This is a genomic window from Klebsiella sp. CN_Kp113, assembly GCF_040064585.1.
GTDB lineage: Bacteria > Pseudomonadota > Gammaproteobacteria > Enterobacterales > Enterobacteriaceae > Klebsiella > Klebsiella michiganensis.
In genome coordinates, this window is the sequence record NZ_JBEAID010000018.1 from 17,731 (window position 1) to 40,230 (window position 22,500).

Genomic DNA, 22,500 nt, shown 5'->3' on the forward strand with positions numbered 1-22,500 from the left:
CGTTTGCCTGAATCATTGAGAAAACGCATGCTCTGCTCGTTGCGCCCGACGGCGCTGCGCTATGCTTAGCTTCCCTTTGGTTTTCAATACTTCGCGTTATGACCACTTCCGCCAGCACCACTCAGCTTAATCTGCGTATTATTTCTATCGTTGTTTTTACCTGTATCTGCTATCTCTCTATTGGCCTGCCGCTCGCCGTACTGCCGGGCTATATCCACTATCAGCTGGGCTATAGCCCCTTTATCGCCGGCGTGGTCATCAGCCTTCAGTACATCTCAACCCTGATCAGCCGCCCGCATGCGGGCCGCTACACCGACATCTGGGGGCCGAAAAAAGTCGTCAGTCGGGGGATTGTTTGCTGCCTGCTCAGCGGTCTCTTCACGCTGCTCGCGGTCTTGCTGCAATCCTCGCCGCCGCTGGCCGTTGCCGCGCTGTTGGTGGGGCGCATTTTCCTCGGCGTAGGGGAAAGTTTTACCGCCACCGGCGCGACCCTTTGGGGGATCAAAACCGTCGGTGCGATTCACACTTCGCGGGTGATCTCGTGGAACGGCGTGGCGACCTACGTCGCCATGGCGGTCGGCGCCCCGCTGGGTGTCATGCTTAACGGCTATTTTGGCATCAGCGGATTTGCCGCCGTGGTGATCCTGGCGGCGGCGGTTGGCCTGCTCTATGCCCGTACGCGGCAGGACGTCAGCGTGACGGCGGGGATCAGAGCGCCGTTTCATGTGGTGGCGCGCAAAATCTGGCCCTACGGGCTGGGGCTGGCGCTGGGTACCGTCGGTTTTGGGGTTATCGCAACCTTTATTACCCTCTACTTTTCCGCCCATAGCTGGCAAGGCGCGGCGTTTACCCTCTCCCTGTTCAGCATCGGTTTTATCTGCATCCGCCTGATCCTGGGCAACACCATTACCCGCTACGGCGGCGTGCGGGTATCGTTAATCTGTTTTGCGATCGAATGTATCGGCCTGCTGATCATCTGGTCGGCCTCCTCGGCGTGGATGGCCGGAATGGGCGCCTTTCTCACCGGCTCGGGCTTTTCGCTGGTCTTCCCGGCGCTTGGCGTGGAAGCGGTGAAACAGGTTGAAGAACAGAATCAGGGCACCGCGCTGGGCACCTATTCGGCCTTTCTCGATCTGGCGTTGGGATTAACCGGCCCGGTCGCCGGCTGGGTGGCCGGTTATTACGATCTGGAGACTATTTATTTGTTGGCGGCGGCGGTGGTCGCGCTGGCATTTATCTTGATTTTGCGCATTTACCTGCAACAACGCGCTGCTTTACCGCGAACCTGAGGAGGCATCGTCGAAAGATAACCGGCGCAAATATGGGTAAAAAATTAATCAATAATTGACGGCAATTCGGCTTCCGTGCCACCATCGCCTCAGCGTCCGGCAAGCGGCGCGATGGTGGTACGGGTGAATATCAGAGACCGCATGTTTAAGGTCCATGCCCGTCCGCAACCTGATTCTGGCGGGAACAAAGACATGCACCAAAGTTTTAATCAGCGCGTTCATTTCTATTACTGCATTCTGGTGGCGCTGAAAATACACGCAAAATCGAAGAAATCAGGCGGTATCCGCGGGAAAAATAATTTCCTGCTCAAGTGGCTGCGTAAAGCGCAGGACAACAATATATTCCACCCGGATATTACCAGCGAGATCGAATGGCTGCGCGGCAAAATCATTCAGGCCGGCTACGATACCGACCTTGAACCCATGCTCGATTTTGTCTACGCCACCGCCAAACGCGCGGAAGATCTTAAGAACGCCGACTGATTCACGCCCGAGCCGCCTGGCCCGGGCGTTGTACTTTAGCGTTTGTTACGGTGCGTCAGGAGATAGACTGCCGGGATCACCAGCATCGAGAGCAGCGGCGCGGTGATCATCCCGCCGATCATCGGCGCGGCGATACGCTGCATCACCTCCGATCCGGTGCCCCCTCCCCACATAATCGGCAGCAGTCCGGCCATGATTGTCGCCACGGTCATCACTTTCGGGCGCACGCGCAGCACGGCCCCTTCATGAATCGCCTCGTTGAGCGCGCGATCGTTCAGCTCAGGGCGGCGTTTCGCGATCGCCTGGTTCAAATAGAGCACCATAATCACCCCGAACTCCGCCGCCACGCCGGCAAGCGCAATAAAGCCCACGGCGGCGGCTACCGACAGGTTGTAGCCCAGCAGCCAGAGCAGCCAGACGCCGCCGATCAGCGAAAACGGCAAAGTTCCCATAATCAGCAGAGCGTCTTTAACGCGGCTGAAAGTGACGTAAAGCAGGATAAAGATAATCATCAGGGTAAACGGCAGCACGATTTTCAGCTTCGCGGTGGCGCGCTCGAGGTACTCATACTGCCCGGACCAGGTCAGCGAGATGCCTTCCGGCAGCCTGACCCGTTTGCCGACCTCGCTCTGCATTTCATCAACTGCGGATTTTAAGTCGCGCCCGCGAATATCCACGTAGATCCAGTCCGACAGGCGGGCGTTTTCGCTTTTCAGCATCGGCGGGCCGTCGGTAATGGTGATGTCCGCCAGTTCCGAGAGCGCTACCTGCGCCCCGCCGCTGGTCACTACCGGCAGATCGCGCAGCTTTTGCAGCGAGTCGCGCATTTCGCGCGGGTAGCGGACGCCGATCGGGTAACGTTCTCGCCCCTCGATGGTTTCGCCGATGTTATCGCCGCCGACGACGCTGGCGACGATTGACTGCAGCTCCTTCACCGACACGCCGTAGCGGGCGGCTTTCACCCGGTCGATAGCGATATCGATATAGCGGCCGCCGTCGAGGCGTTCCGCCAGCGCCGACGTCACCCCCGGTACGCTACGCACGATGCGCTCAATCTCTTCGGCGGTCTTTTCGATCTCCGCCAGATTGTTACCGTTCACTTTGATGCCGACCGGGCTTTTGATGCCGGTCGCCAGCATGTCCAGGCGATTACGGATCGGCGGTACCCAGACGTTGGCTATCCCCGGTACCTTCACCGTATTGTCGAGCTCCTCGATCAGCTTATCCATGGTCATGCCGGGCCGCCATTCGCTTTTCGGCTTGAACTGAATCGTGGTTTCCAGCATGGTCAGCGGCGCCGGGTCGGTAGCGCTGTCCGCCCGCCCGGCCTTGCCGAATACGCTTTGCACTTCAGGAATGGTCTTGATCAGACGGTCGGTCTGCTGCAGCAAGCGTCCGGCTTCGCGGCTGGAGATCCCCGGCAGCGTGGAGGGCATATACAACAGGTCACCCTCGTCAATTTGCGGCAGAAATTCGCTGCCGAGCTGCGCCAGCGGCCACAGCGTGGCAACCAGCAGCAGGCCCGCCGCCGCCAGCGTCGCCTTCGGCCACTGCAAAACTTTATCCAGCAGCGGCTCATAGGCGCGAATCAGCCAGCGGTTGAGCGGATTGGCGGTTTCATCAGGAATTTTGCCGCGAATAAAGTAGCCCATCAGCACCGGCACCAGGGTGATCCCGAGTCCGGCGGCCACCGCCATCGAATACGTTTTGGTGAAGGCCAGCGGCGAGAACATCTTGCCCTCCTGCGCTTCGAGGGTGAACACCGGAATAAACGACAGGGTGATAATCAGCAGGCTGCAAAACAGCGCCGGCCCCACTTCCGACGCCGCGTGCTGGGCAATCTGCCAGTAGTCGGCGGAGGACGGCTGGCGTTCAGGGTGCTCGTGCCGCCACTGCTCCAGAACCTTATGCATATTTTCTATCATCACGATTGCCGCATCGACCATGGCCCCGATGGCGATCGCAATCCCGCCGAGCGACATCATATTGGCGCTGACGCCCTGATAGTGCATCACAATAAACGCGCCAAGGATCCCCAGCGGCAGCGTGATCATCGCCACCAGCGCGCTGCGGAAGTGGAACAGAAACAGCGAGCAGACCACCGCCACGACGATAAACTCCTCAATGAGCTTATGGGTCAGGGTCTCGACGGAGTTTTTAATCAGCTGCGAACGATCGTAGACCGGAACAATCTCCACGCCTGCGGGCAGGCTTTTTTGCACTTCCGCCAGTTTGGCCTTTACCGCGTTAATGGTGCTGAGCGCGTTTTTACCCGAGCGCATAATGATTATCCCGCCCGCCACCTCGCCCTGGCCGTTGAGCTCGGCGACGCCGCGCCGGATCGCCGGTCCCCGGCGCACGCTGGCGACGTCGGAGAGCAGCACCGGCACGCCGCTGCGCGCAGCGATAACCACCTGGTTAAAGTCGTCGATGGACTTCAGGTAGCCGGTGGTGCGCACCATATATTCGGCTTCGCCCAGCTCGAGCACCGAACCGCCCCCTTCCTGGTTGGCGCTCTGGATCGCGCTAATCACCTGCTCGTGGGTGACGTTCAGCGCCCGCAGCCGGTCAGGATTAAGGATCACCTGATACTCTTTGACCATTCCGCCGACGCTGGCCACCTCCGAAACATCCGGCACGGTTTTCAGTTCATATTTGAGGATCCAGTCCTGAATCGCCCGCAGGTCGCCGAGGCTATGCTGGCCGCTTTTGTCGGTAAGCACATATTCAAACACCCAGCCGACGCCGGTGGCATCCGGCCCCAGCGACGCTTTCGCTTCCGCCGGCAGGCTGCTCTGGACCTGGCTCAGGTACTCCAGCACGCGGGAGCGCGCCCAGTACGGGTCCGTTCCATCATCAAACAGCACATAGACATAAGCATCGCCGAACATCGAAAAGCCGCGCACGGTTTTCGCTCCCGGCACCGACAGCATGGTGGTGGTCAGCGGGTAGGTCACCTGATCTTCGACAATCTGCGGCGCTTTCCCCGGATAGCTCACGCGAATGATCACCTGGGTATCGGAGAGATCCGGCAGCGCGTCCAGCGGCGCCTGCTGTACCGACCAGACGCCCCAGGCGGCCATAATCAGCGTCGCCAGCAATACCAGCAGGCGGTTGCGCAATGACCAGCGGATAACGGCGGCAATCATGGCTGCTCCTTAGCGCCGTTCAGCGGCATCATTGAGGTGACTCGCGCCCCTTCATCGGTCAGGACGAAGTGAAACATCACCGACTCGCCGGGCCGCATCTGTTCCCGCAGCTGCGGCGTAATAGCAAAATCCATGATCATCGCCGGCCATTTCAGCGCCGGTACCGGCTGGTGCGCAATGGTTACCGCCTCATCGTTCACGGCCTTAATAACGCCCTGCGCTGAGTAGCTTTTTGCTTCCTCCTCTTGCCCGGCCATTTGCGGCAGCGCGCTGCGCAGGCTGGCTTCGGAGTCAATCAGGAACTGCCCGGAAGTCACCACCTTTTGGCCCGCTTCGAGGCCGGATTTAATCTCAACCAGACCATTCTGCGTTCGCCCTGCGGTCACCTCGACCGGACGGAAATGCCCCTCGCCGTCGGCGATCAGCACCCGATTGCTGGTGCCGGTGGCAATTAATGCCTCTTCCGGAATAGCCAGAACGGCGCTCTCCTGCTGCGCCTCAGCCAGCTCAACGTTCAAATACATGCCCGGCTTGAGCCGATGCTGCGGATTATTCAGCACTACGCGGGCTTTCAACGTACGGGTGGTGGCTTCGAGGTCGGGAAGCAGTTCGCTGACGGTTCCCTGAAACGCCATACCGGGCCAGCTGCCGGTGGTGGCTGTCACCTTACTGCCTTCGCGCAGCAGGCTGGCCTGGCTTTGCGGGTAATCAATCACGATCCAGACCGGATCGAGGCTGGCCAGCTCGAACAGCGGTTGGGCTGTCGTGACCTGCGCGCCGGTGCGCACATCCAGCTTGCTGACGTAGCCATCGTGCGGCGCGCGCACCGTCATGCGGGTTTGCGGTTGACCGCTGCGCTCAACGCTACGGATAACCGCTTCCGGCATAAACTGCAGCCGCAGGCGGTCGCGGGCCGCGGCGGTCAGCCCGCTATCGCCCAGCCGCCTCACCGCCAGATACTCCTGCTGCGCCGCCGCCCACTGCGGGATCCACAGCTCCGCCAGCGCCTCGTTCTTTTTCACAAACTGCTGGGAGGCGTTGACGTAAAGTTTCTCAATCAGACCGCTGGCCAGCGCCGGTACCGTTTCAACGCCCCGCTCATCAATGGCCACGGTAGCAAAAGCATTGAGCTTCATCGCCAGCGTCTGGCGGGAGACGTTCGCCGTACGGACGCCAAGGTTTTGCTGCTGGCGGGCGCTAATCTGCACGCCCCCGGCGTCTTCTCCCGCGCCTTCATCGGCGTAGCGCGGCACCAGATCCATATCCATAAACGGCGATTTACCCGGTTTATCAAAGCGCGTAGCGGGGGCCATTGGATCGTACCAGTACAGCACTTTGCGGCCCGTTTCCGCCTGGCCGCCGCCAGCGGCGGGCATCGGCGCGCTTCGCGACCCCAGCCAGTAGCCGCCCGCGGCGGCAAGGGCGACGACCAGCGCCACAAGGGTAAGAGCAGATTTAAGCTTCATTATTTAACATCCTGTGGAATAAGGTAGCGAATAGCGGCCCACGCATCGGCAAGCGCTTTCTCCGCATTGTTGCTGGCAATTTCTCCGCTCAGGAGATCGCGACGGGCGGCGAGCAGTTCAGGCAGCGCGGAGCTGCCGCCCCGATACTGGGCATTGACGAGACTCACCTTCTTGCGCAGCAGCGGCAGCATCTCGCTTTGCTGGCGATCGTAAATGGCTTTCGCGGCGTTATATTGCGAAATCAGCTGATACTGCTGCGCCTGATGTTCGCGCATCAATAACGTCAGCCGATCGTTGGCTTCATAGGTACGGGAGACGTCCGCTGCGTGGTCTTTGTCCTGACGTTTGCCCTGAAAAATAGGCATATCGACGGTAAACATGACCCCCACCATGTCGTCATAATCATCACCGCGTCGGGCGTAATAAACCTCAACGCCCACGTCGGGGATCGCCGCGACTTCCGACTGACCTGATTTCGCTTTCGCCAGATCGGCTTCTCTGGCGGCCTGGATCACTTCCGGGTGAAGTTTAATCCCGGCCATTAAGTCGGCTTCGTCGGCAGGCAGACGTTCAATGCGCGGCAGCGGGCCGGAGATATCGCGGATCTCCTTCCCGGTGAGCTGCAACAGGCGTGCCGATCTGTACATCGCGGCGGGCGTTATCCTGCTCATTTTTCATCGCATTCAGCGCCAGCTGAACGTCCAGCACGCTGCTGGGACTGGCGCTGGCGCTGCTGACGCCGGCCTTTTGTACGTCGATTTGCCGGGACGTTTCGCTAATCAACGTCTGCACCGAGCGCAGCGACTTCTGCGCCAGCGCCAGCGCCAGCCACGCCTGGGCGGTTTCCCGCTGCAGCCGGGCACGAATAACATCGGCATTAGCGGCGGTCTGGCGCGCCTCGGCGGTAATGGAGTCGGCTTTCCGTTCACGCTTGGTACTGCTGACGTAGTCCTGCATCACGCCAACTCTTTGCATGGTCATCCCCTCGCGGGTGAGACGGCCGGCGTTATTGCCGCCCAGCGGGACGTTTTCAATACCAAATTTCAGCTTCGGATCGGGGAGCTGCATCGCGGAATCCGCCATATTCTTCAAAGCGTTAACCTGATGATCGTTGGCGGAGAGCTCGGCGGAGTAGTTTTCCGCCGCCGACAGGGCCTCCGCGAGCGTCGTTGCCCAGCCGTTGGTGGACATCAGCGATAGTAAAAGCGGCAGCCCGCAGGCCGCCTTATTGAAGATGTGCATAATGACTCCGGAATTATCGCGCGGTAATTGAAACGATCGCGTAGCCGGAGTCGGCCTGGCGGAAGGTGAAATCGACCTGCTCTCCCACTGCCAGCTTTTTATCGTGGTTATCAGCGAGCGCAAAGCTCATGGTCATCGCCGGCCAGTTCAGCTCGGTAACCGGAGAGTGGGCAATCACGACGGCATCGTCGCGCCAGGCTTTAATGACCCCGCTGGCCGAATAAAGCGTGGCGGAATCATCCGCCTTCTTCATCTCCGGCATATCCGCCATGGAGGACATGGTGTGATGGTGCATCGCGGCGTCTTCCGCGCTGGCGGTAAATGCGCTGAAGGAAAAGGTCAGTACGCTGGTAATAAGCAGAAAAATAGAGGTCGAACGCATAATAAAGTCTCCGAAAAAAACATAAAGTCGCCCGCAGACCGGGCAGATCTGATGGATGTTTTTAACGGTGCGTTATTCCCTGAAACGGCAGAAGCGTATCTCAACCGGCGGACCGGTGACCGGCGGCGTGCGCCAGTCCATACGTTCAGCGCAGGTCTCCTGCTGCGGGGAAACCACGAGTAGCGCGGTTTCGGAGGGGAGCGCGTTCAGCTGTAGAGAGGTTAAAGAGTTAGGCTGCGCGGTATCGGGGTCGCAGTGCTTCTCACAGATAACTTTCTGGCCGACGTTTTCCATGCCGGGCATGTTCATCATGCCATCGACAATATGGTGAATCTGCACCTGCGGCGCCGCGGGCTGCTGCTGGCCGCCATGGTGCGCCGCGACGGCGAGCTGAAGGTTGAGCAGTAACCAACAGGCAATAACAAGCCCTGCGCGGATACGAAGCCGGCGCCGGGTTGCTTGTTTAAATAATGCCTGTAGTGACTGAATCATAGTGATATTCGCAATTAGACGACCGCTGGATTAAATCATACTCACTGCAAGAATTAAACGATATTTCAAAGAGAAAACTCCAGGTTAAATAGAATGAAGTTTCTCTATAAATATTTACACCAAAAAGGGATATCAGTATTTGACCTTCCCCTTGGGGGAAGGTGTATAGCCGGCGGATAATGTATTTAATAAATAGCAAAAATGTTATTTATATGTAATTAGCAAAAGTGAACGCGATTATTATTCCAGCACCAACGTATCGCCGGTTGCCGGCGCGCTACTCTCCGCTAGCCACCAGCGCCCCCATGAACCGGTGCAGTGGCAGGCCATCACCTCCTCGACCTTCTGCTGGCGCAAGAATTGTCTAAGCTGACGAATTGCCCACGGCGGCGCGCTGCGCAGATGAAGACCGCCGATGATGGCGTATATCTGCTGGATGCCGGTGATCTTCTGGCAGTGGCGAACGGTATTGATCAATCCGCGATGTCCGCAGCCGCAGATAATGACTAACCCTCGCGTCGAGCGGTAGATCAGGACGCCTTCATCGACAATATAGTCCTCACCCTGGGATTGACCCGTCAGGAGGCCATAGGCACGCGGGTGAGCGACCGTAATCTCACCGGACCACAGCAGTCGTTCGCCGATCGCCACCGGCTCGCGGCTGTACTCCATGCGGTGGCGGGAGTAGTCGATATCTCGCGACAGCTTTTTGACTTTCCAGTTGCGTCCTGCGAGAGATAACGCCGAGTAGCGGGTGAGTCCAATCTGCGGATGACAAATAATACGGCTGTTGTCCGGCAGCCACGGCACCCCGCCGCAGTGATCGTAATGTCCATGGGAGAGCACCGTGGCGGTCAGGTCAGATAAAGAGACGCCCATACGCTGCGCATTATGAAGAAACGTGCCGTCTGGCCCGGTATCAAACAGCACCCGGCTGGTTTCATCCTCCACAAGCAGGCTTAATCCGGGTTTCGCCTGCAGCAGGCTGTCCTGCCCCTTGCCGAGCCGGTTTTCGAGTAACACCTTAATGATTAACGCCATTTAATGACCATCCCCCTGGTTTGCGACGCCTACTGTAGCCAACCGCTGGCGGGGATGCCGTGATGAACCCTGCATAAGGAAAAGTGACAGCGTCACAACAAAGTAACATATTGATTCTGTTTAGTTGCCAGATAAGCATTGCCGTCTATGCTGATGAACGAGTTTCTCTTAACCGGAGCGCGCTATGGCAGACTGGAATCCTTCACTTTATTTGCAATTCGGGGCTGAGCGTACGCGGCCCGCCGCCGAGCTTCTCGCCCGCATCACCCACCATCCCGCCACGCTGGCCGTTGATCTGGGCTGCGGACCTGGCAACAGTACCGCTCTGCTGCGCGATGCCTGGCCAGATGCCACGATTATCGGCGTTGATAATTCTCCGGCCATGCTGGAAGAGGCCTCCCGGCGGCTACCGGACTGCCGGTTCGTCGAGGCGGATATCGCTACATTTCGCCCCGAGCGGCCGGCGGACGTGATTTATGCCAATGCTTCGCTGCAGTGGCTCACGGATCATCAGCGCCTTTTCCCATATCTGGTCAGCAATCTTGCGAAAAACGGCGTACTGGCGGTGCAAATGCCGGTGAACTGGCAAGAGCCCTCGCACGTGCTGATGCGTCAGGTTGCTGAAGAGCTGGGGCATCCGGCCAGTGGGCGGCAGCCGCTGCCGGATGTGTCGGAGTATTACGATATGCTGACCACCAGCGGCTGCGAGGTGGATATCTGGCGCACCACCTACCATCACCCGCTGGCATCGCACCAGGCCATTATTGAATGGCTACAGTCAACGGGCCTGCGACCGTTTTTACAACCGCTTGACGAACAGCAGCGCCAGGCGTTTCTCGGACGCTATCTGGAGCGGCTGAAACAGCACTATCCGTTACAGTGTAACGGAAAGGTACTGCTGCGATTTCCGCGCCTGTTTATCGTCGCGCGCCGCTAGCGTCATCGGAGTGTAAAAAGAGGGAGAGAACGCTACGGCGCAGGAAGCAGGCGCCGTAGGCCAGGTTTACCAGGACAGATGATGGACCAGAGAGAGATCCCATGCGGTGGCCAACAGCGAAAGAAACATGATGAGGTTCACAACCGTCTCTATGCGTTTTTCCATTTTGTTACTCCTGAGTCGTTTCCCCTGTTTTACAGGGGAAATCTTAATAACTTCTTAATCTCAGATTTTCAGAGCGTCACGCGGTAACGAACATAGTCATCGGCGGGCGTAAATTCATCATACAGACGCCGGGCCGGATTATCAGTACGAGTGTGCCAGTACAGCCGCGACCACCCTTTCTCTTTCCCTTCCGCTTGCAGCGCCTGCATCAACGCCCTGGCGATGCCTTTTCCGCGCATCGGCAGGGCAACAAACAGATCTTCCAGATAGCAAACAGGCGTCTTTACCCAGGTGCCTTCGTGAAGGACACAAATCGCAAATCCAGCGATGTTGCCATCCGCCAGGGCAACCCGACCCAGCATGGGAGAAGCGGAATCAAGCATCCGCTGCCAGGTATATTCCGTGACGTCGGATGGCTGCGGGCTACCGTAGAAACGGGTATAGCCTTCCCAAAGCTGTAGCCACTGCGCTTTGTCCTGCTGGCTCACTTCACGAATTTCAATGACCATGGGTCTCATCCCTCGTTTGGATAAGCCATTATTTTCCAGTCAGATAATTTGTTCAACCGCCGGGGGCACAATTCATCTTTTTCTCTTAATTGCCCCTGTTTCCGCTGCCGGACGAAATGGGCACAATCTTTCAGATCTGCGTTTATAAAAAAACACATCAGTATGTTGTAACTAATGCGAATGCCAAACTAACCCGGCAGCTGCCGGGTTGAGAGTGATGCTCCATCGCTTCAGGAATGTGCCCGGATGAGTGCCGGGCGGCGGCTGACGCCTTACCCGGCCGACACAATCGACGCTATTCTGGTCGTCCGTCAGCGGACTTTAGAGTATCAGCATAATGGCTTAACGGCGGCGCGCATGCCGTCGCGCAGAATAGCATCCAGATCCTGCGTGACCCGATCAACCAGACCCGGCACTTTCGTCAGGTCCTGCTCCCAGTGGGATTCAACGGACAGTACGGCTTTTACCAACTCGCCGGTGGTAATTTGCGCATCCCGATGCTGGGCCCATAGCGCCTTATAGCTCTCCATCCATTCGGCATCATCCTGAACCGGATAGTTCTCACCGTTACGCTCGCCGCGATAAAAGGCGATCAGCGCCGCCAGCGCAAAGGTCAGACGCGTCGGGAGAGCCCCCTCTTTCTTCTGGCCCGCCAGCAGCTGCGGCAGAATGCGGGTACGATATTTAGTCATGCCGTTCAGCGCGATAGACAGCAGCTGATGCTTGATGTACGGGTTACGGAAACGACCGGTTACCGCGCTGGCGAAGGACGCCAGCTCATCGCGCGGCAGATCGAGAACCGGAATAATCTCCTGATAAATCGCCTTCTCGACGAATGAGCAGATTTCCGCATCGTTCATCGCTTCGCCCACCGTATCCAGGCCTGCCTGGAAGGCGACCGGCACCAGCGCGGTGTGCGCGCCGTTAAGAATGGCCACTTTACGCTCTTTGTACGGTTTAATATCGTCAACAATCAGCACATTAAGCGGTAGCTTATCGAGGCGCAGCTCGGCGGCCAGGGATTTCGGCCCCTGAATGACAAACAGGTAGAAATGTTCGGCGGTATCGAGGAAACCGTCTTTATACCCCAGTTGCTCTTCAATCTGCGCGGCTTCATCGCGCGGATAGCCGGTCACAATACGGTCTACCAGGGTAGAGCAAAAAGCGTTGGCTTCATCCAGCCATGCCACAAACGCTTCCGGCAGCGCCCACTCCTGCGCATAGCGCAGCACCAGTTCCCGCAGCGCTTCACCGTTATAATCAATCAGCTCGCAGGGAACGATGACCCAGCCTTTATCCGCCGCGCCGGAGAAATGGCTGTAGCGTTCAAACAGCAGGCGGGTCAGTTTAGCCGGATAGCTCACCGCAGGCGCATCGTCGAAGCGGTCGCCCGCGTGGTAGCTAATACCCGCTTCGGTGGTATTGGAAAACACAAACCGCATATCCGGGTTGTGCGCCAGCTGCAGCAGTTCATCGTAATCCGCATAGGCGCTGATTTCGCGGTTTACCGAGCGAATCAGACGCGCATCGCTGACCGCTTCCCCTTTCTCGTTCAGGCCGCGAATAATCGTGGTGTAGAGGCCATCCTGGGTGCTGAGGGACGGCGGGAATGAGCTCTCAATCGGACGCACGATCACCACCCCGGCATTCAGGTCGGTATGCTCGTTCAGCAGATCGATCTGCCAGTCGATAAACGCGCGCAGGAAGTTACCTTCGCCAAACTGAATGATACGTTCAGGGTACTGCGCGCCCGGGAAATCGCGACGGTTTAGTGTTTTCACAAGGGTTCCCTCATAGAGTAGTCATACAACCTGAGTAATTGGTCCAATAAGTTATCAGGTTTTTACGCAAGTGAAACCCTGTTTTGATCAAAGCTGTATGCAATATAAAATTTATGACAGAAATTTATAGAACAGCGATGTTGCCGTCAGCTCGCCGTCGGGCATCAGCGCATAGCGTGGAATTTCCCCGGCTTTTTCCCAACCACACTGTACATAAAAGTTTTCTGCTCCGCTGCCGGTCGCCGTATCCAGCACCAGAACGCTCTTACCCTGCTCGCGCGCGATGGCTTCCAGTCGGGACATCAGCGCATTCGCCAGCCCCTGACGCCGCGCATTTTGGTGAACCAGAAGTTTGGCGACATCGGCGCGGTGCGGCTGGTTTTCCGGCTGGTCGGTAATCAGCTGTACCGTACCAACAAGCCGCTGCTGCGCATCCGCTGCGGCGAGAACAATGCGCTCACCGGCGGCGACGCTCTGCGCCATTCGCAGCCAGAACGCCGTCGCGGTTTCCGGGGAAAAAGGCAGCATAAAGCTCACCGAGGCCCCGCCGTTGACGCAGCTGACGAGGATGTCGGTTAATTCAGGAAGGTGTTCAAGAATATCGTCACGCGACAGCGTGCGCAGAGAAAAGGATGTGGCCATAGGTAACTCCTTGAAATTGACCACATCACTATGTTTTTAACTTATATTTAACACAAGCGGAATTACCATCGTATTTTCTTATGTACGATTCACACCATTTCTTGCGTAAAAATACGATTGCGTCCGGCTTTTTTTGCCCGAATCATAGAATCATCGGCGACCATGAGCAGCTGGTTGAACAGATCCGTTATTCTGGCTGAACCTGGCGCCCGGCTCTCCAGCCCCATGCTGATGGTCAGCTGGATCCTGTTTTGCCCCCAGGTGAAGGTTTGCGACTCGATGCCCTGGCGAATTTTTTCCGCCAGCAGCACTCCGTCTCGCGCGGATGAGGTCAGCGCCGCGACGGCAAACTCTTCTCCACCAATACGCGCCACCATGCCCTCTTCACCCACCAGCTGCCGCACCTGCTGCGCAAACTGGGCCAGCATACAATCGCCGCACTCGTGGCCCCAGCGATCGTTAACCTGCTTGAAGCCGTCGATGTCGAGCACCATCACGGTGAGCAGCTCGTTTTCCGCGATCGGCTGACGTTTCAACGCTTCGCTTAGCCCGGAGCGAGAATAGACCCGGGTCTGGAAGTCGAAATCAGCGCGCAGGGCCAGCTGTTTGACCAGGTTATTAATCGCCTCAACGCTGGAAGCGACGATGATGGGGCTGATCAGCATCGCAGCAATCCCCAGGCGCGTTGAAAACAGCTGCCACGGCTGCATCCGGGTATCGGGGGAGAGATGGATAAGCGAGTTCGCCACCAGCAGAATTTCGCTAATCCCGGTAATAAAGGTCAACAGGCAGGTTAACGGTAGCGGATAGCGAATCGCGCACCAAATCAGCGCCGGTAACGGGAAGGTTATGCTCCCGGCCCCGCCCACCGCCACGCCGAGCACAATCGACAGCACCAGCGCAATCGCCGGCAACAGCTGACGCAGGCGAAAACGCCCGAACGCCGAAGGGAGCGTGAGGGTTAAAATGAACGGCAGGATCAGCACAGCAGTCGAAAACTGTTCGCTAAACCAGTCCGCCAGTTGGGGAATAAACGTGGCGCGTTCCACATCTACCGAACCCAGCGCCCCGACGGCCGCGCAGAGCAGCGCCGCCAGCAGACAGTAGCAAAACAGGCTTAGCGCATTTATCGGTCCCGGCATCGAATCAGCCCGGCGCTTATCCCACAAAATGAGCTGCGCCAGGGTGACGATAAAAACGATATTGGAGAAGTTGATCAGAAAGGAGGCGAACCCCATTCCCCAACGAGATGTTAAACCGTCATATACCAGCATGGCGGCAAAACAAACGGCGTAAAAATAGCTGCGATTTAGCCAGATATAACGCGCAAAAATCCCCGCCATTACCGCGTTCAGCGGCCAGAAGAACGACAATTCTTGTACCAGACGCAGCATCGCGCCAAAGAAATGCAGTAGTAGCGTTAAAGTGAACAACACCAGCGCATCACGCACGGGCTGTTCCTCACGAAACAGCGTGAATGACCGAATCGACAGTGGAGACATTCATGATTATCCGTCTAATTGTTTCAGGCAATTATTATGTTAATAATTAGTAAGCGGTTCATCATATCATGAGAATAATTATCAGGCATATACCGCCGCCCGATGAATTACGGTCTGCTGCGGTCCGGCGAATTCATCTGGATCACCAGCCAGTGGTGAATCACCTGCACCACGTAGCGCTGCTCTTCGTCGCTGAGGCCGCGCCCCCGCGGGATCGCGTGCCACTTTTCCAGACAGCCGCGACAGCAGGTCGCGGTGGCATGCTGGGCGATAAACACCGGATGTCCGCGCATCGGGGTCTGCTTACCGTCGTTAGGAATTTGCGCAGGGGCCAGCCGACTGGCGATAAAGTCCGCCGCGTGCTGGTCGATAACCTCCGCGCCCTTATCATAACAATACTGCCGTTCTTTCACGCCGAGGCGAAAACGGGAGCGAAAAGTGGAGCGCTGCAGGCGGGCAAACAGGTTTTCTATGGGCACCATCAGAATACCGACCTCCCCAGTTTTTGAGTGAGTTTTTCCAGTAAAGCGATCCCGGCCAGCGAGTTCCCGGCGTCATCGAGCTCCGGGCTCCAGACCGCAATCGCCATCTCCTGCGGAACGATGGCCACAATCCCGCCGCCGACGCCGGATTTCGCCGGTAAACCGACGCGCCACGCAAATTCACCGGCGTTCTGATACATGCCGCTGGTCATCATCAGCGCGTTGACCTGCCGCGACTGAATGGGGGCGATAACCGGCGTCTCAAGGTGCGGAGCGATACCTCGGTCGGCAAGAAACAGAAAGGTGCGCGCCAGCTCTACGCAGCTCATCTCCAGCGAACAGTAGTGGAAATAGTTTTGCAGCACCGTGGCGACATCGTTATGGAAATTACCGAAGGATTTCATCAGCCAGGCTATCGCGGCATTGCGCGCCGAATGGTCGAACTCCGAGCGGGCAACCACCGGGTCATAGGCGATATCGCCCACACCGCTCAGACGACGCACGATTTCCAGCATCCGCTGACGAGGCGCGCTGAGACGACTTTGCAGCATATCGCAGACCACCAGCGCCCCGGCATTAATAAACGGGTTGCGCGGTTTGCCTTGTTCAATTTCCAGCTGCAACAGCGAGTTGAAAGGCTGGCCGGAGGGATCTTTACCCACCCGCTGCCAGATCTCCTCTTCCTGATAGTGGTTCATCGCGACCACTAGGCTCAGGACTTTCGAGATAGATTGGATAGAGAAGCGCTCGTGCGCGTCGCCGGCGCTGTAGTGCTGACCGTCGACCGTACAGATAGCCACGCCGAGCTTATCGCCGCTGACGCTGGCCAGCGCCGGAATATAGTCCGCCACTTTACCGCGACCAATTAGCGGCCTGACTTCAGCCAAAATGGCATCGAGCATTGCGTTATTCATTACCGTCGCCACGCGCGGCTCCTTGCCAACAACAAAATTCGGGCGGTAATTATAGGCGCACGGGACGCGAAGAAACAGCCTCTTTCTCGCCCTCGCGTCGCCAGGGGGATGGTTCGCTCGTCAGCGGGGCGCCTGCCCGGGCTACCAAACCCGCAAATCGCACGAATCGGTAGCCCGGGAAAGGCGTTAACCGCAACCCGGGGATTTTTCCGCAGGCTAGCGGCGATCTCTCCAGACGGTCTGCACGTTGCAGAATTCATGCAGACCAAAATGGGAGAGCTCGCGGCCAAATCCGCTTTTCTTCACGCCGCCGAACGCCACGCGGGCATCGCTGGCGCAGTAGCCGTTGATAAACACTCCGCCGCACTCCAGCTCATCGGCAAAACGCTGGGCCTGCGCTTCACTGGTGGTGTAAACCGTTGCTGAAAGGCCAAATTCGCTGTCATTAGCCAGCGCCAGCGCGTGATCGGCATCGCGGGCTTCGGTAATCGTCGCCACCGGGCCAAACAGCTCCTCGCGGAAACCGGTCATCTCCGCGGTAACGTTTACGAGCACCGTCGGCGCGTAGTAGTTGCCGGCGCCTTCGATTTTTTCCGCCCCCAGCAGCAGGGTCGCCCCCTCTTTTAGGGTCGCGCTCACCTGCTCGTGCAGCTCATCGCGCAGATCGAACCGCGCCATCGGCCCAATATAGTTCTGCTCATCGCGCGGGTCGCCCATTTTCAGCGCGGCAGCGGCGGCGACAAATTTCTGCGTAAAGGCCTCGGCGATGCCCGCTTCGACGATAAAACGCTTCGCCGCGGCGCAGACCTGACCGGTATTCTGGTAGCGACCTATCACCGCCGCTTTCACCGCCTCGTCAAGGTCGGCATCGTTAAGCACGATAAAGGGATCGGAGCCGCCCAGCTCCAGCACGCATTTTTTCAACGCCGCGCCGGCCTGTGCGCCAATGGCCTTCCCGGCGCGCACGCTGCCGGTGACGGTCACCGCGGCGATGCGCGGATCGTTAATCATTTGCGAAACACCATCGTTGGTGGCGTTCACCCAGCCAAAGACGCCGTCCGGCACGCCCGCAGCGGCAAAAATTTCGCCGATCATCGCCGCGCTGCCCAGCACGTTTGGCGCATGCTTAAGCAGATAGCTGTTGCCCGCCAGCAGAATGGGCACCGCGCCGCGCAGCACCTGCCACACCGGGAAGTTCCACGGCATGACAGCGAGGATAGCCCCCATCGGGCGGTACTCAATCACCGCTTTATTGTCTTCAACCAGCGTCGCCTCGGTATTGAGCATCGCCGGGCCGTGTTCAGCATACCAGTCACAAAGATTGGCGGATTTAGCCACTTCGCCGCGCGCCTGGGCAATCGGTTTACCCATTTCGCGACTAATCATTTGCGCCAGCGCTTCGCCACGGGCGCGCATCGCGCTACCGACGTTACGCAGCGTCGCCGCGCGCTCCGCCACGCTGACGTTGCGCCACTGACGATACCCCTGTTCCGCAAGGGCAATGGCCGCATCGACCTGCTGTTCGCTGGCCCAGGGCACAGACGACAAAGTTTCACCGGTGGTCGGACTCACGGAAATCGCATGAGTAGCAGATAAATTCATCGTTTTTCTCTCTGTGTTGATTGCGAAGTGACCTTATTCTGGCTTACCCTTCCTTTCATTAAAAATGAATAATATTAAGCAACCCATTCACAAAAGAAGAACACCATGGATCTGACCCAGCTTGAGATGTTCAACGCCGTCGCCAGCACCGGCAGCATTACCCAGGCCGCGCAGAAGGTGCATCGCGTGCCGTCAAACCTGACTACACGCATCCGCCAGCTGGAGGCGGATCTCGGCGTCGAACTGTTTATTCGCGAAAATCAGCGGCTGCGGTTATCCCCCGCCGGGCACAGCTTTTTACGCTATAGCCAGCAGATCCTCGCCCTTGTTGATGAAGCGAGGATGGTGGTCGCCGGAGATGAACCTCAGGGGCTGTTTTCGCTCGGCTCGCTGGAGAGTACGGCCGCCGTGCGCATTTCCCCTACCCTGGCGCATTTTAATCAGCGCTATCCCAAGATTCACCTGGCCCTCTCCACCGGTCCTTCCGGCACCATGATCGACGGCGTACTTGAGGGAAATCTGAGCGCAGCGTTCGTTGACGGTCCGCTGGTGCACCCGGGGCTGGAGGGGTTACCGGTATTCCCGGAAGAGATGATGATCGTCGCGCCCTTTGGCCACCCGCCCATCGCCCGCGCCAGCGAAGTGAACGGCGCCAGCGTCTACGCATTTCGCGCCAACTGCTCCTATCGCCGTCATTTTGAGAGCTGGTTCCACGCCGATCGCGCCACCCCGGGGCGGATCCATGAGATGGAGTCCTACCACGGGATGCTGGCCTGCGTCATTGCAGGCGCCGGACTGGCGCTGATGCCGCGCAGTATGCTGGAGAGTATGCCGGGCCATCAGCAGGTATCCGCCTGGCCGCTGGCCGAAGAGTGGCGCTGGCTGACGACCTGGCTGGTCTGGCGGCGCGGGGCGAAAACTCGCCAGCTCGAGGCGTTTATAGCGCTGCTGAACGAAGATCGACAAGCAGCAGCTTCTCCATAAAAATGCTTAACGGATCCGGCTGATACGGCGCAAAGGCGCTGCGGGTCTGGTAGCCATTGCGCGTGTATAACGCGACGGCGGCGTGCTGATGGATGCCCGTTTCCAGGCGTACGGTATGGCATTCGCGATTTATCGCCTCTTTCTCCAGCGCCGCCAGCAGTTTTTCCCCCAGCTGCTGGCCGCGATGGGCCGGGTGAATAAACACCCTTTTCATCTCGCCAATCCCCTCTTCGCCGAGCACGATGGCCCCACAGCCGACGGCCCGGTGCTGCCCATCGCGGATAATGAGCGCGATGACCGACGCCGCCGGTAGCGCGCTCAGGTCGATAAGATGATTGCTTTCCGCCGGGTAGAGCGTCTGCTGGTATGCGTCCAGCTCGGCAATTAAGGCGGTCAGGTCCGGGTGATTTAGCGGGGTCGCGGCGATAGTGTACATAAAGAAGCTCCTTTTTTGAGCGTACTGTAGCGCGGGGCGTCCGCGGAGCCGCCATAGCATTAACTTATAGCTTCTGACCCGACTTGCGCTCCCCCCTTGAGAGGCAGTAATTTTGCGACATAACGTCTTTTATCAGGAAAATACGATGAATACCAAAGCGCGCAAGGTGATGATTGTCGGGGCCGGAAACGTCGGCGCCTCAGCGGCCTACGCCCTGTTAAACCAGAATATTTGCGAGGAGCTGATCCTTGTCGATCTCAATAAACCACGCGCCGAAGCGCACGCTCAGGACCTGAGCGACGCGGCCGCCTACATGCCGGGCATGATGACGATTTCCACCCGGGAAGCCAGCGACTGCGCCGATGTCGATATCGCGGTTATCACCGTTTCCGGCGGCGCGCTCAAGCCGGGTCAAACCCGGCTGGACGAACTGACCAACACGGCAAAAATCGTCAAAAGCATCGTCCCGCAGATGATGCGCGGCGGCTTCAACGGCATCTTTTTGGTTGCCACCAACCCCTGCGACATCATCACCTGGCAGGTGTGGCAGCTTTCGGGCCTGCCGCGCGGCCAGGTGCTGGGTACCGGCGTCTGGCTGGACACGACGCGCTTACGCCGGGTACTGGCCCAGGCGCTGGATATCGGCGCGCAAAGCATCGACGCCTTTATTCTTGGCGAGCATGGCGATACCCAGTTTCCGGTGTGGTCACACTCGGCGGTTTACGGCTCCGCCATCGCCGATGTTTACCACAAACATACCGGCCAGGCTCTCGACCGGGAGCTGATTGCCGAAAAAGTGCGCAAGCTGGGGTTTGAGATTTACGCCGGCAAAGGCTGCACGGAGTACGGCGTCGCCGGAACCATCGCCGAAATCTGCCGCAATATTTTCACCGGCAGCCATCGCGCGCTGGCGGTGTCGTGCATTCTTGACGGGGAATATGGCGTAACCGGCGCGGCGGCTGGCGTTCCCGCGGTGCTGACGCAAAGCGGCGTGCAGCAGATTATTGAGCTGCAGCTGGCCGATGATGAAGCGGAGAAATTCCGCCACTCTATCGAAGTGATTAAAGCCAATATCGCCCGTCTACCGTGATGGCCTATTTTCCCTGCGGGTTTCGCAGAAATAGCGCGCAGGATAAGTTTGCCGTGTAACCCACTCGGATTCGGGATCGGCGGGTCTGTTGCCGATCCCGTCTTATGATGACGGGTGAGCTAGCGTAGCGTTATTACGCCATTTAAATAGGTCACCGCCTGGCCGCTCATCAATACGCGTTTTCCTTTCAGCTCGCAGCGCATATCGCCGCCGCGCGCGGAAACCTGTCGCGCCAGCAGCTGAGTTTTACCCCGCTTTGCGCTCCAGTAGGGGATCAGCATAGTATGCGCCGAACCGGTTACCGGATCTTCCCACACCGCTTCACCGGGTGAGAAAAAGCGGCTAACGAAGTCATATTCCCCGCTGCCCGCGGCGGTCACGGTCACTTTATGTTCGCCGGGCGTCATCGCAGCAATATTCGGCCGCAGGGCTTCGACCTGGTCACGGGAGGCCAGTTCGATAAGCCATGCGCGCCCCTTGCGGGCATGCAGGTAGCGCTCAATCCCCAGCGCGGAGAGCATCTCCGCGGGCGGCTCGCGCTCTTCCGTTTCTCCCGCCGGGAAATCCAGGGTCAGCCAGTCGCCCTCGCGGCTCACGGTCAGCCGACCAGAAGCGGTCGCAAAGTGAATCAGCGCATCAGGATAATCCAGGTGATGAAATATCACGTGCGCGCTGGCAAGCGTGGCGTGGCCGCAGAGATTGACCTCATTGCGGGTGGTAAACCAGCGCAGCGCAAAACCATCGCTCTCAGGTACCACAAACGCGGTTTCCGACTGGTTGTGCTGCTGCGCCATTTTGAGCAGCAGCTCATCCGGCAGCCACTTTTTAAGCAGGCATACCGCAGCCGGGTTGCCGGCGAAAGGCTGGTCGCTGAACGCCGCCACCAGATAAAAAGGAATTTCCGTCATCGTCCCTCCTTAACGAAGCGTAATCGTGCCGATTAAGTAGGTAGTAGCCTGACCGCCGATCAGAACCCGGTTGCCCCGCCACTGGCAGCGCAGGTCGCCGCCGCGGGCCGACACCTGCCGCGCCTGCATGTCCGTTTTGCCGAGCTTCTCGCCCCAGTAGGGAATCAGCATACTGTGCGCCGAGCCGGTGACCGGGTCCTCCGCCACCGCCTCGCCCGGACAGAAGAAACGGCTGACAAAGTCATACTCTTCGTCCGGGGCGCTGATACAGATCATTTTGCCGAGGCGCTCAAGCAGCTGCATATCCGGACGCACCGCTTCCACCTGCTGGCGGTCGGCTAAAACCACCAGGTAATCACGCGCCACGCGGACTTCCACCGCGTCGCTCAGCCCCAGCCCGCCCAGCAGCTCCGCAGGCGGCTGCTCAACGGCGGTCGTCGCCCAGGCCGGGAAATCCAGGGTCAGCCAGTCGCCGCTGCGCGTGACGCGAAGCTCGCCGACAAAGCGGGTACTAAATACGATTGTCGATGAGGGGTGGTCAAAATATTCAAAAATGACGTGCGAGGCCGCCAGGGTCGCGTGGCCGCAAAGGTTGATCTCATCCAGCGTGGTAAACCAACGTAGCTCATACCCCTCATCCGTACGCACAAAAAACGCGGTCTCCGACTGATTGTGCTGCTGCGCCATTTTCAACAGCGTTTCGTCCGGCAGCCATTCGGTCAGCGGGCAGACGGCCGCCGCGTTGCCGCCAAAGCTCCGATCGCTGAAGGCATCCACCAGATAAAAGCTAATTTCCTGCATTGTTCTGTCCCTCTATTTTTTTTACTTATCGATAACATGACATAAACGTGAGAAATCCACACGTTTAATAGAAAAATTAATCCGTTAGTACCGAAAATCTGGCTGAAGCGAAAATGAGATGTAGATCACAAAATGGTTGTATTTTCAGCAGCAATCGTTTTAAGATCGTCCCACTTCTTTCCTCTTTGTAACCAGCCCTGAAC

20 protein-coding genes and 1 pseudogene are annotated in these 22,500 nt (G+C 58.3%); 5 read left to right on the top strand and 16 right to left on the bottom strand.

Annotated elements, in window-relative coordinates:
* Nucleotides 1-98 precede the first annotated feature (98 nt).
* Both ABLV30_RS10165 and ABLV30_RS10170 read left to right on the top strand, forming a co-directional pair.
* On the top strand, nucleotides 99-1,289 hold the full coding sequence (locus ABLV30_RS10165) for an MFS transporter (RefSeq protein WP_049070751.1): 1,191 nt from the start codon (nucleotides 99-101) through the stop codon (nucleotides 1,287-1,289).
* 192 nt (nucleotides 1,290-1,481) lie between these two features.
* On the top strand, nucleotides 1,482-1,772 hold the full coding sequence (locus ABLV30_RS10170; RefSeq protein ID WP_009654750.1) for a hypothetical protein: 291 nt from the start codon (nucleotides 1,482-1,484) through the stop codon (nucleotides 1,770-1,772).
* A 35-nt stretch (nucleotides 1,773-1,807) separates the two neighbouring features.
* Here the strand turns inward: ABLV30_RS10170 and ABLV30_RS10175 are convergent, their stop codons facing one another.
* The 6 genes and pseudogenes from ABLV30_RS10175 to ABLV30_RS10200 form a co-directional block, all read right to left on the bottom strand.
* The gene (locus tag ABLV30_RS10175) at nucleotides 1,808-4,921 is read right to left on the bottom strand and encodes an efflux RND transporter permease subunit (protein ID WP_064392449.1); all 3,114 of its coding nucleotides are present in this window, start codon (nucleotides 4,919-4,921) and stop codon (nucleotides 1,808-1,810) included.
* The gene (locus ABLV30_RS10180) at nucleotides 4,918-6,387 is read right to left on the bottom strand and encodes an efflux RND transporter periplasmic adaptor subunit (RefSeq protein ID WP_187228213.1); all 1,470 of its coding nucleotides are present in this window, start codon (nucleotides 6,385-6,387) and stop codon (nucleotides 4,918-4,920) included. The genes ABLV30_RS10175 and ABLV30_RS10180 overlap by 4 nt, the downstream gene beginning before the upstream one ends.
* A pseudogene (locus ABLV30_RS10185) lies at nucleotides 6,387-7,629 on the bottom strand (TolC family protein). Before ABLV30_RS10185 ends, ABLV30_RS10180 begins: the two are co-directional and overlap by 1 nt.
* Before the next feature lie 13 nt (nucleotides 7,630-7,642).
* Nucleotides 7,643-8,011 carry a copper-binding protein gene (locus tag ABLV30_RS10190; protein ID WP_025105743.1) on the bottom strand — a complete coding sequence of 123 codons (369 nt, stop codon included), beginning with the start codon at nucleotides 8,009-8,011 and terminating at the stop codon, nucleotides 7,643-7,645.
* Nucleotides 8,012-8,083: 72 nt separating this feature from the next.
* Complete coding sequence (locus ABLV30_RS10195; protein ID WP_004851141.1) at nucleotides 8,084-8,503, bottom strand: hypothetical protein; 420 nt, start codon at nucleotides 8,501-8,503, stop codon at nucleotides 8,084-8,086.
* A 240-nt stretch (nucleotides 8,504-8,743) separates the two neighbouring features.
* Nucleotides 8,744-9,544, bottom strand: a complete 801-nt coding sequence (locus ABLV30_RS10200; protein ID WP_025105744.1) for an MBL fold metallo-hydrolase — start codon at nucleotides 9,542-9,544, stop codon at nucleotides 8,744-8,746.
* A gap of 184 nt (nucleotides 9,545-9,728) precedes the next feature.
* Here ABLV30_RS10200 and tam point away from each other — a divergent pair, with 184 nt between their 5' ends.
* Nucleotides 9,729-10,481 carry a trans-aconitate 2-methyltransferase gene (tam, locus tag ABLV30_RS10205; protein WP_187228215.1) on the top strand — a complete coding sequence of 251 codons (753 nt, stop codon included), beginning with the start codon at nucleotides 9,729-9,731 and terminating at the stop codon, nucleotides 10,479-10,481.
* Nucleotides 10,482-10,714: 233 nt separating this feature from the next.
* On the opposite strand, the gene ABLV30_RS10210 is transcribed toward tam, so the two are convergent.
* From ABLV30_RS10210 to sad, 7 genes are all read right to left on the bottom strand, one after another.
* A complete protein-coding gene (locus tag ABLV30_RS10210; protein WP_038424555.1) occupies nucleotides 10,715-11,155 on the bottom strand; it encodes a GNAT family N-acetyltransferase in 441 nt (146 codons plus the stop codon).
* 329 nt (nucleotides 11,156-11,484) lie between these two features.
* Nucleotides 11,485-12,936, bottom strand: coding sequence for a tagaturonate reductase (locus ABLV30_RS10215; RefSeq protein ID WP_064357368.1), 1,452 nt, complete (start codon nucleotides 12,934-12,936; stop codon nucleotides 11,485-11,487).
* Nucleotides 12,937-13,047: 111 nt separating this feature from the next.
* Nucleotides 13,048-13,578 (bottom strand): GNAT family N-acetyltransferase, encoded by a 531-nt coding sequence (locus ABLV30_RS10220; protein ID WP_134898115.1) that lies wholly within the window; start codon nucleotides 13,576-13,578, stop codon nucleotides 13,048-13,050.
* Nucleotides 13,579-13,667: 89 nt separating this feature from the next.
* Nucleotides 13,668-15,080 (bottom strand): GGDEF domain-containing protein, encoded by a 1,413-nt coding sequence (locus ABLV30_RS10225; protein WP_004851155.1) that lies wholly within the window; start codon nucleotides 15,078-15,080, stop codon nucleotides 13,668-13,670.
* A gap of 107 nt (nucleotides 15,081-15,187) precedes the next feature.
* A complete protein-coding gene (locus ABLV30_RS10230; RefSeq protein ID WP_004851158.1) occupies nucleotides 15,188-15,562 on the bottom strand; it encodes a DUF4186 domain-containing protein in 375 nt (124 codons plus the stop codon).
* On the bottom strand, nucleotides 15,562-16,488 hold the full coding sequence (gene glsB / locus ABLV30_RS10235; protein WP_014229486.1) for a glutaminase B: 927 nt from the start codon (nucleotides 16,486-16,488) through the stop codon (nucleotides 15,562-15,564). Before glsB ends, ABLV30_RS10230 begins: the two co-directional genes overlap by 1 nt.
* 204 nt (nucleotides 16,489-16,692) lie before the next feature.
* Complete coding sequence (gene sad / locus ABLV30_RS10240; RefSeq protein ID WP_049083833.1) at nucleotides 16,693-18,078, bottom strand: succinate-semialdehyde dehydrogenase; 1,386 nt, start codon at nucleotides 18,076-18,078, stop codon at nucleotides 16,693-16,695.
* A gap of 105 nt (nucleotides 18,079-18,183) precedes the next feature.
* On the opposite strand from sad, the gene ABLV30_RS10245 reads away from it, so the two are divergent.
* Nucleotides 18,184-19,062: a LysR family transcriptional regulator gene (locus ABLV30_RS10245; protein ID WP_004851166.1), complete on the top strand. Its 879-nt coding sequence runs from the start codon at nucleotides 18,184-18,186 to the stop codon at nucleotides 19,060-19,062.
* Here ABLV30_RS10245 and ABLV30_RS10250 read toward each other — a convergent pair.
* The gene (locus tag ABLV30_RS10250; protein WP_014229488.1) at nucleotides 19,016-19,498 is read right to left on the bottom strand and encodes a GNAT family N-acetyltransferase; all 483 of its coding nucleotides are present in this window, start codon (nucleotides 19,496-19,498) and stop codon (nucleotides 19,016-19,018) included. The two genes, ABLV30_RS10245 and ABLV30_RS10250, sit on opposite strands and share 47 nt — an antisense overlap.
* 145 nt (nucleotides 19,499-19,643) lie before the next feature.
* Here ABLV30_RS10250 and ABLV30_RS10255 point away from each other — a divergent pair, with 145 nt between their 5' ends.
* Nucleotides 19,644-20,588, top strand: a complete 945-nt coding sequence (locus ABLV30_RS10255) for an L-lactate dehydrogenase (RefSeq protein ID WP_187228217.1) — start codon at nucleotides 19,644-19,646, stop codon at nucleotides 20,586-20,588.
* 119 nt (nucleotides 20,589-20,707) lie between these two features.
* Here ABLV30_RS10255 and ABLV30_RS10260 read toward each other — a convergent pair whose 3' ends face one another.
* The gene (locus ABLV30_RS10260) at nucleotides 20,708-21,496 is read right to left on the bottom strand and encodes a PhzF family phenazine biosynthesis protein (RefSeq protein WP_064381067.1); all 789 of its coding nucleotides are present in this window, start codon (nucleotides 21,494-21,496) and stop codon (nucleotides 20,708-20,710) included.
* 9 nt (nucleotides 21,497-21,505) lie between these two features.
* Entirely contained in the window at nucleotides 21,506-22,297 is a 792-nt protein-coding gene (locus tag ABLV30_RS10265) for a PhzF family phenazine biosynthesis protein (RefSeq protein ID WP_187228218.1), read from the bottom strand.
* Nucleotides 22,298-22,500: the final 203 nt, after the last annotated feature.

Bases quoted from the DNA above. Each gene is read 5' to 3' on its own strand.
- ABLV30_RS10165 (WP_049070751.1), top strand. From the start codon at position 99: ATGACCACTTCCGCCAGCACCACTCAGCTTAATCTGCGTATTATTTCT.
- ABLV30_RS10170 (WP_009654750.1), top strand. From the start codon at position 1,482: ATGCACCAAAGTTTTAATCAGCGCGTTCATTTCTATTACTGCATTCTG.
- ABLV30_RS10175 (WP_064392449.1), bottom strand. From the start codon at position 4,921: ATGATTGCCGCCGTTATCCGCTGGTCATTGCGCAACCGCCTGCTGGTA.
- ABLV30_RS10180 (WP_187228213.1), bottom strand. From the start codon at position 6,387: ATGAAGCTTAAATCTGCTCTTACCCTTGTGGCGCTGGTCGTCGCCCTT.
- ABLV30_RS10190 (WP_025105743.1), bottom strand. From the start codon at position 8,011: ATGCGTTCGACCTCTATTTTTCTGCTTATTACCAGCGTACTGACCTTT.
- ABLV30_RS10195 (WP_004851141.1), bottom strand. From the start codon at position 8,503: ATGATTCAGTCACTACAGGCATTATTTAAACAAGCAACCCGGCGCCGG.
- ABLV30_RS10200 (WP_025105744.1), bottom strand. From the start codon at position 9,544: ATGGCGTTAATCATTAAGGTGTTACTCGAAAACCGGCTCGGCAAGGGG.
- tam (WP_187228215.1), top strand. From the start codon at position 9,729: ATGGCAGACTGGAATCCTTCACTTTATTTGCAATTCGGGGCTGAGCGT.
- ABLV30_RS10210 (WP_038424555.1), bottom strand. From the start codon at position 11,155: ATGGTCATTGAAATTCGTGAAGTGAGCCAGCAGGACAAAGCGCAGTGG.
- ABLV30_RS10220 (WP_134898115.1), bottom strand. From the start codon at position 13,578: ATGGCCACATCCTTTTCTCTGCGCACGCTGTCGCGTGACGATATTCTT.
- ABLV30_RS10225 (WP_004851155.1), bottom strand. From the start codon at position 15,080: ATGTCTCCACTGTCGATTCGGTCATTCACGCTGTTTCGTGAGGAACAG.
- ABLV30_RS10230 (WP_004851158.1), bottom strand. From the start codon at position 15,562: ATGGTGCCCATAGAAAACCTGTTTGCCCGCCTGCAGCGCTCCACTTTT.
- sad (WP_049083833.1), bottom strand. From the start codon at position 18,078: ATGAATTTATCTGCTACTCATGCGATTTCCGTGAGTCCGACCACCGGT.
- ABLV30_RS10245 (WP_004851166.1), top strand. From the start codon at position 18,184: ATGGATCTGACCCAGCTTGAGATGTTCAACGCCGTCGCCAGCACCGGC.
- ABLV30_RS10250 (WP_014229488.1), bottom strand. From the start codon at position 19,498: ATGTACACTATCGCCGCGACCCCGCTAAATCACCCGGACCTGACCGCC.
- ABLV30_RS10255 (WP_187228217.1), top strand. From the start codon at position 19,644: ATGAATACCAAAGCGCGCAAGGTGATGATTGTCGGGGCCGGAAACGTC.
- ABLV30_RS10260 (WP_064381067.1), bottom strand. From the start codon at position 21,496: ATGACGGAAATTCCTTTTTATCTGGTGGCGGCGTTCAGCGACCAGCCT.
- ABLV30_RS10265 (WP_187228218.1), bottom strand. From the start codon at position 22,297: ATGCAGGAAATTAGCTTTTATCTGGTGGATGCCTTCAGCGATCGGAGC.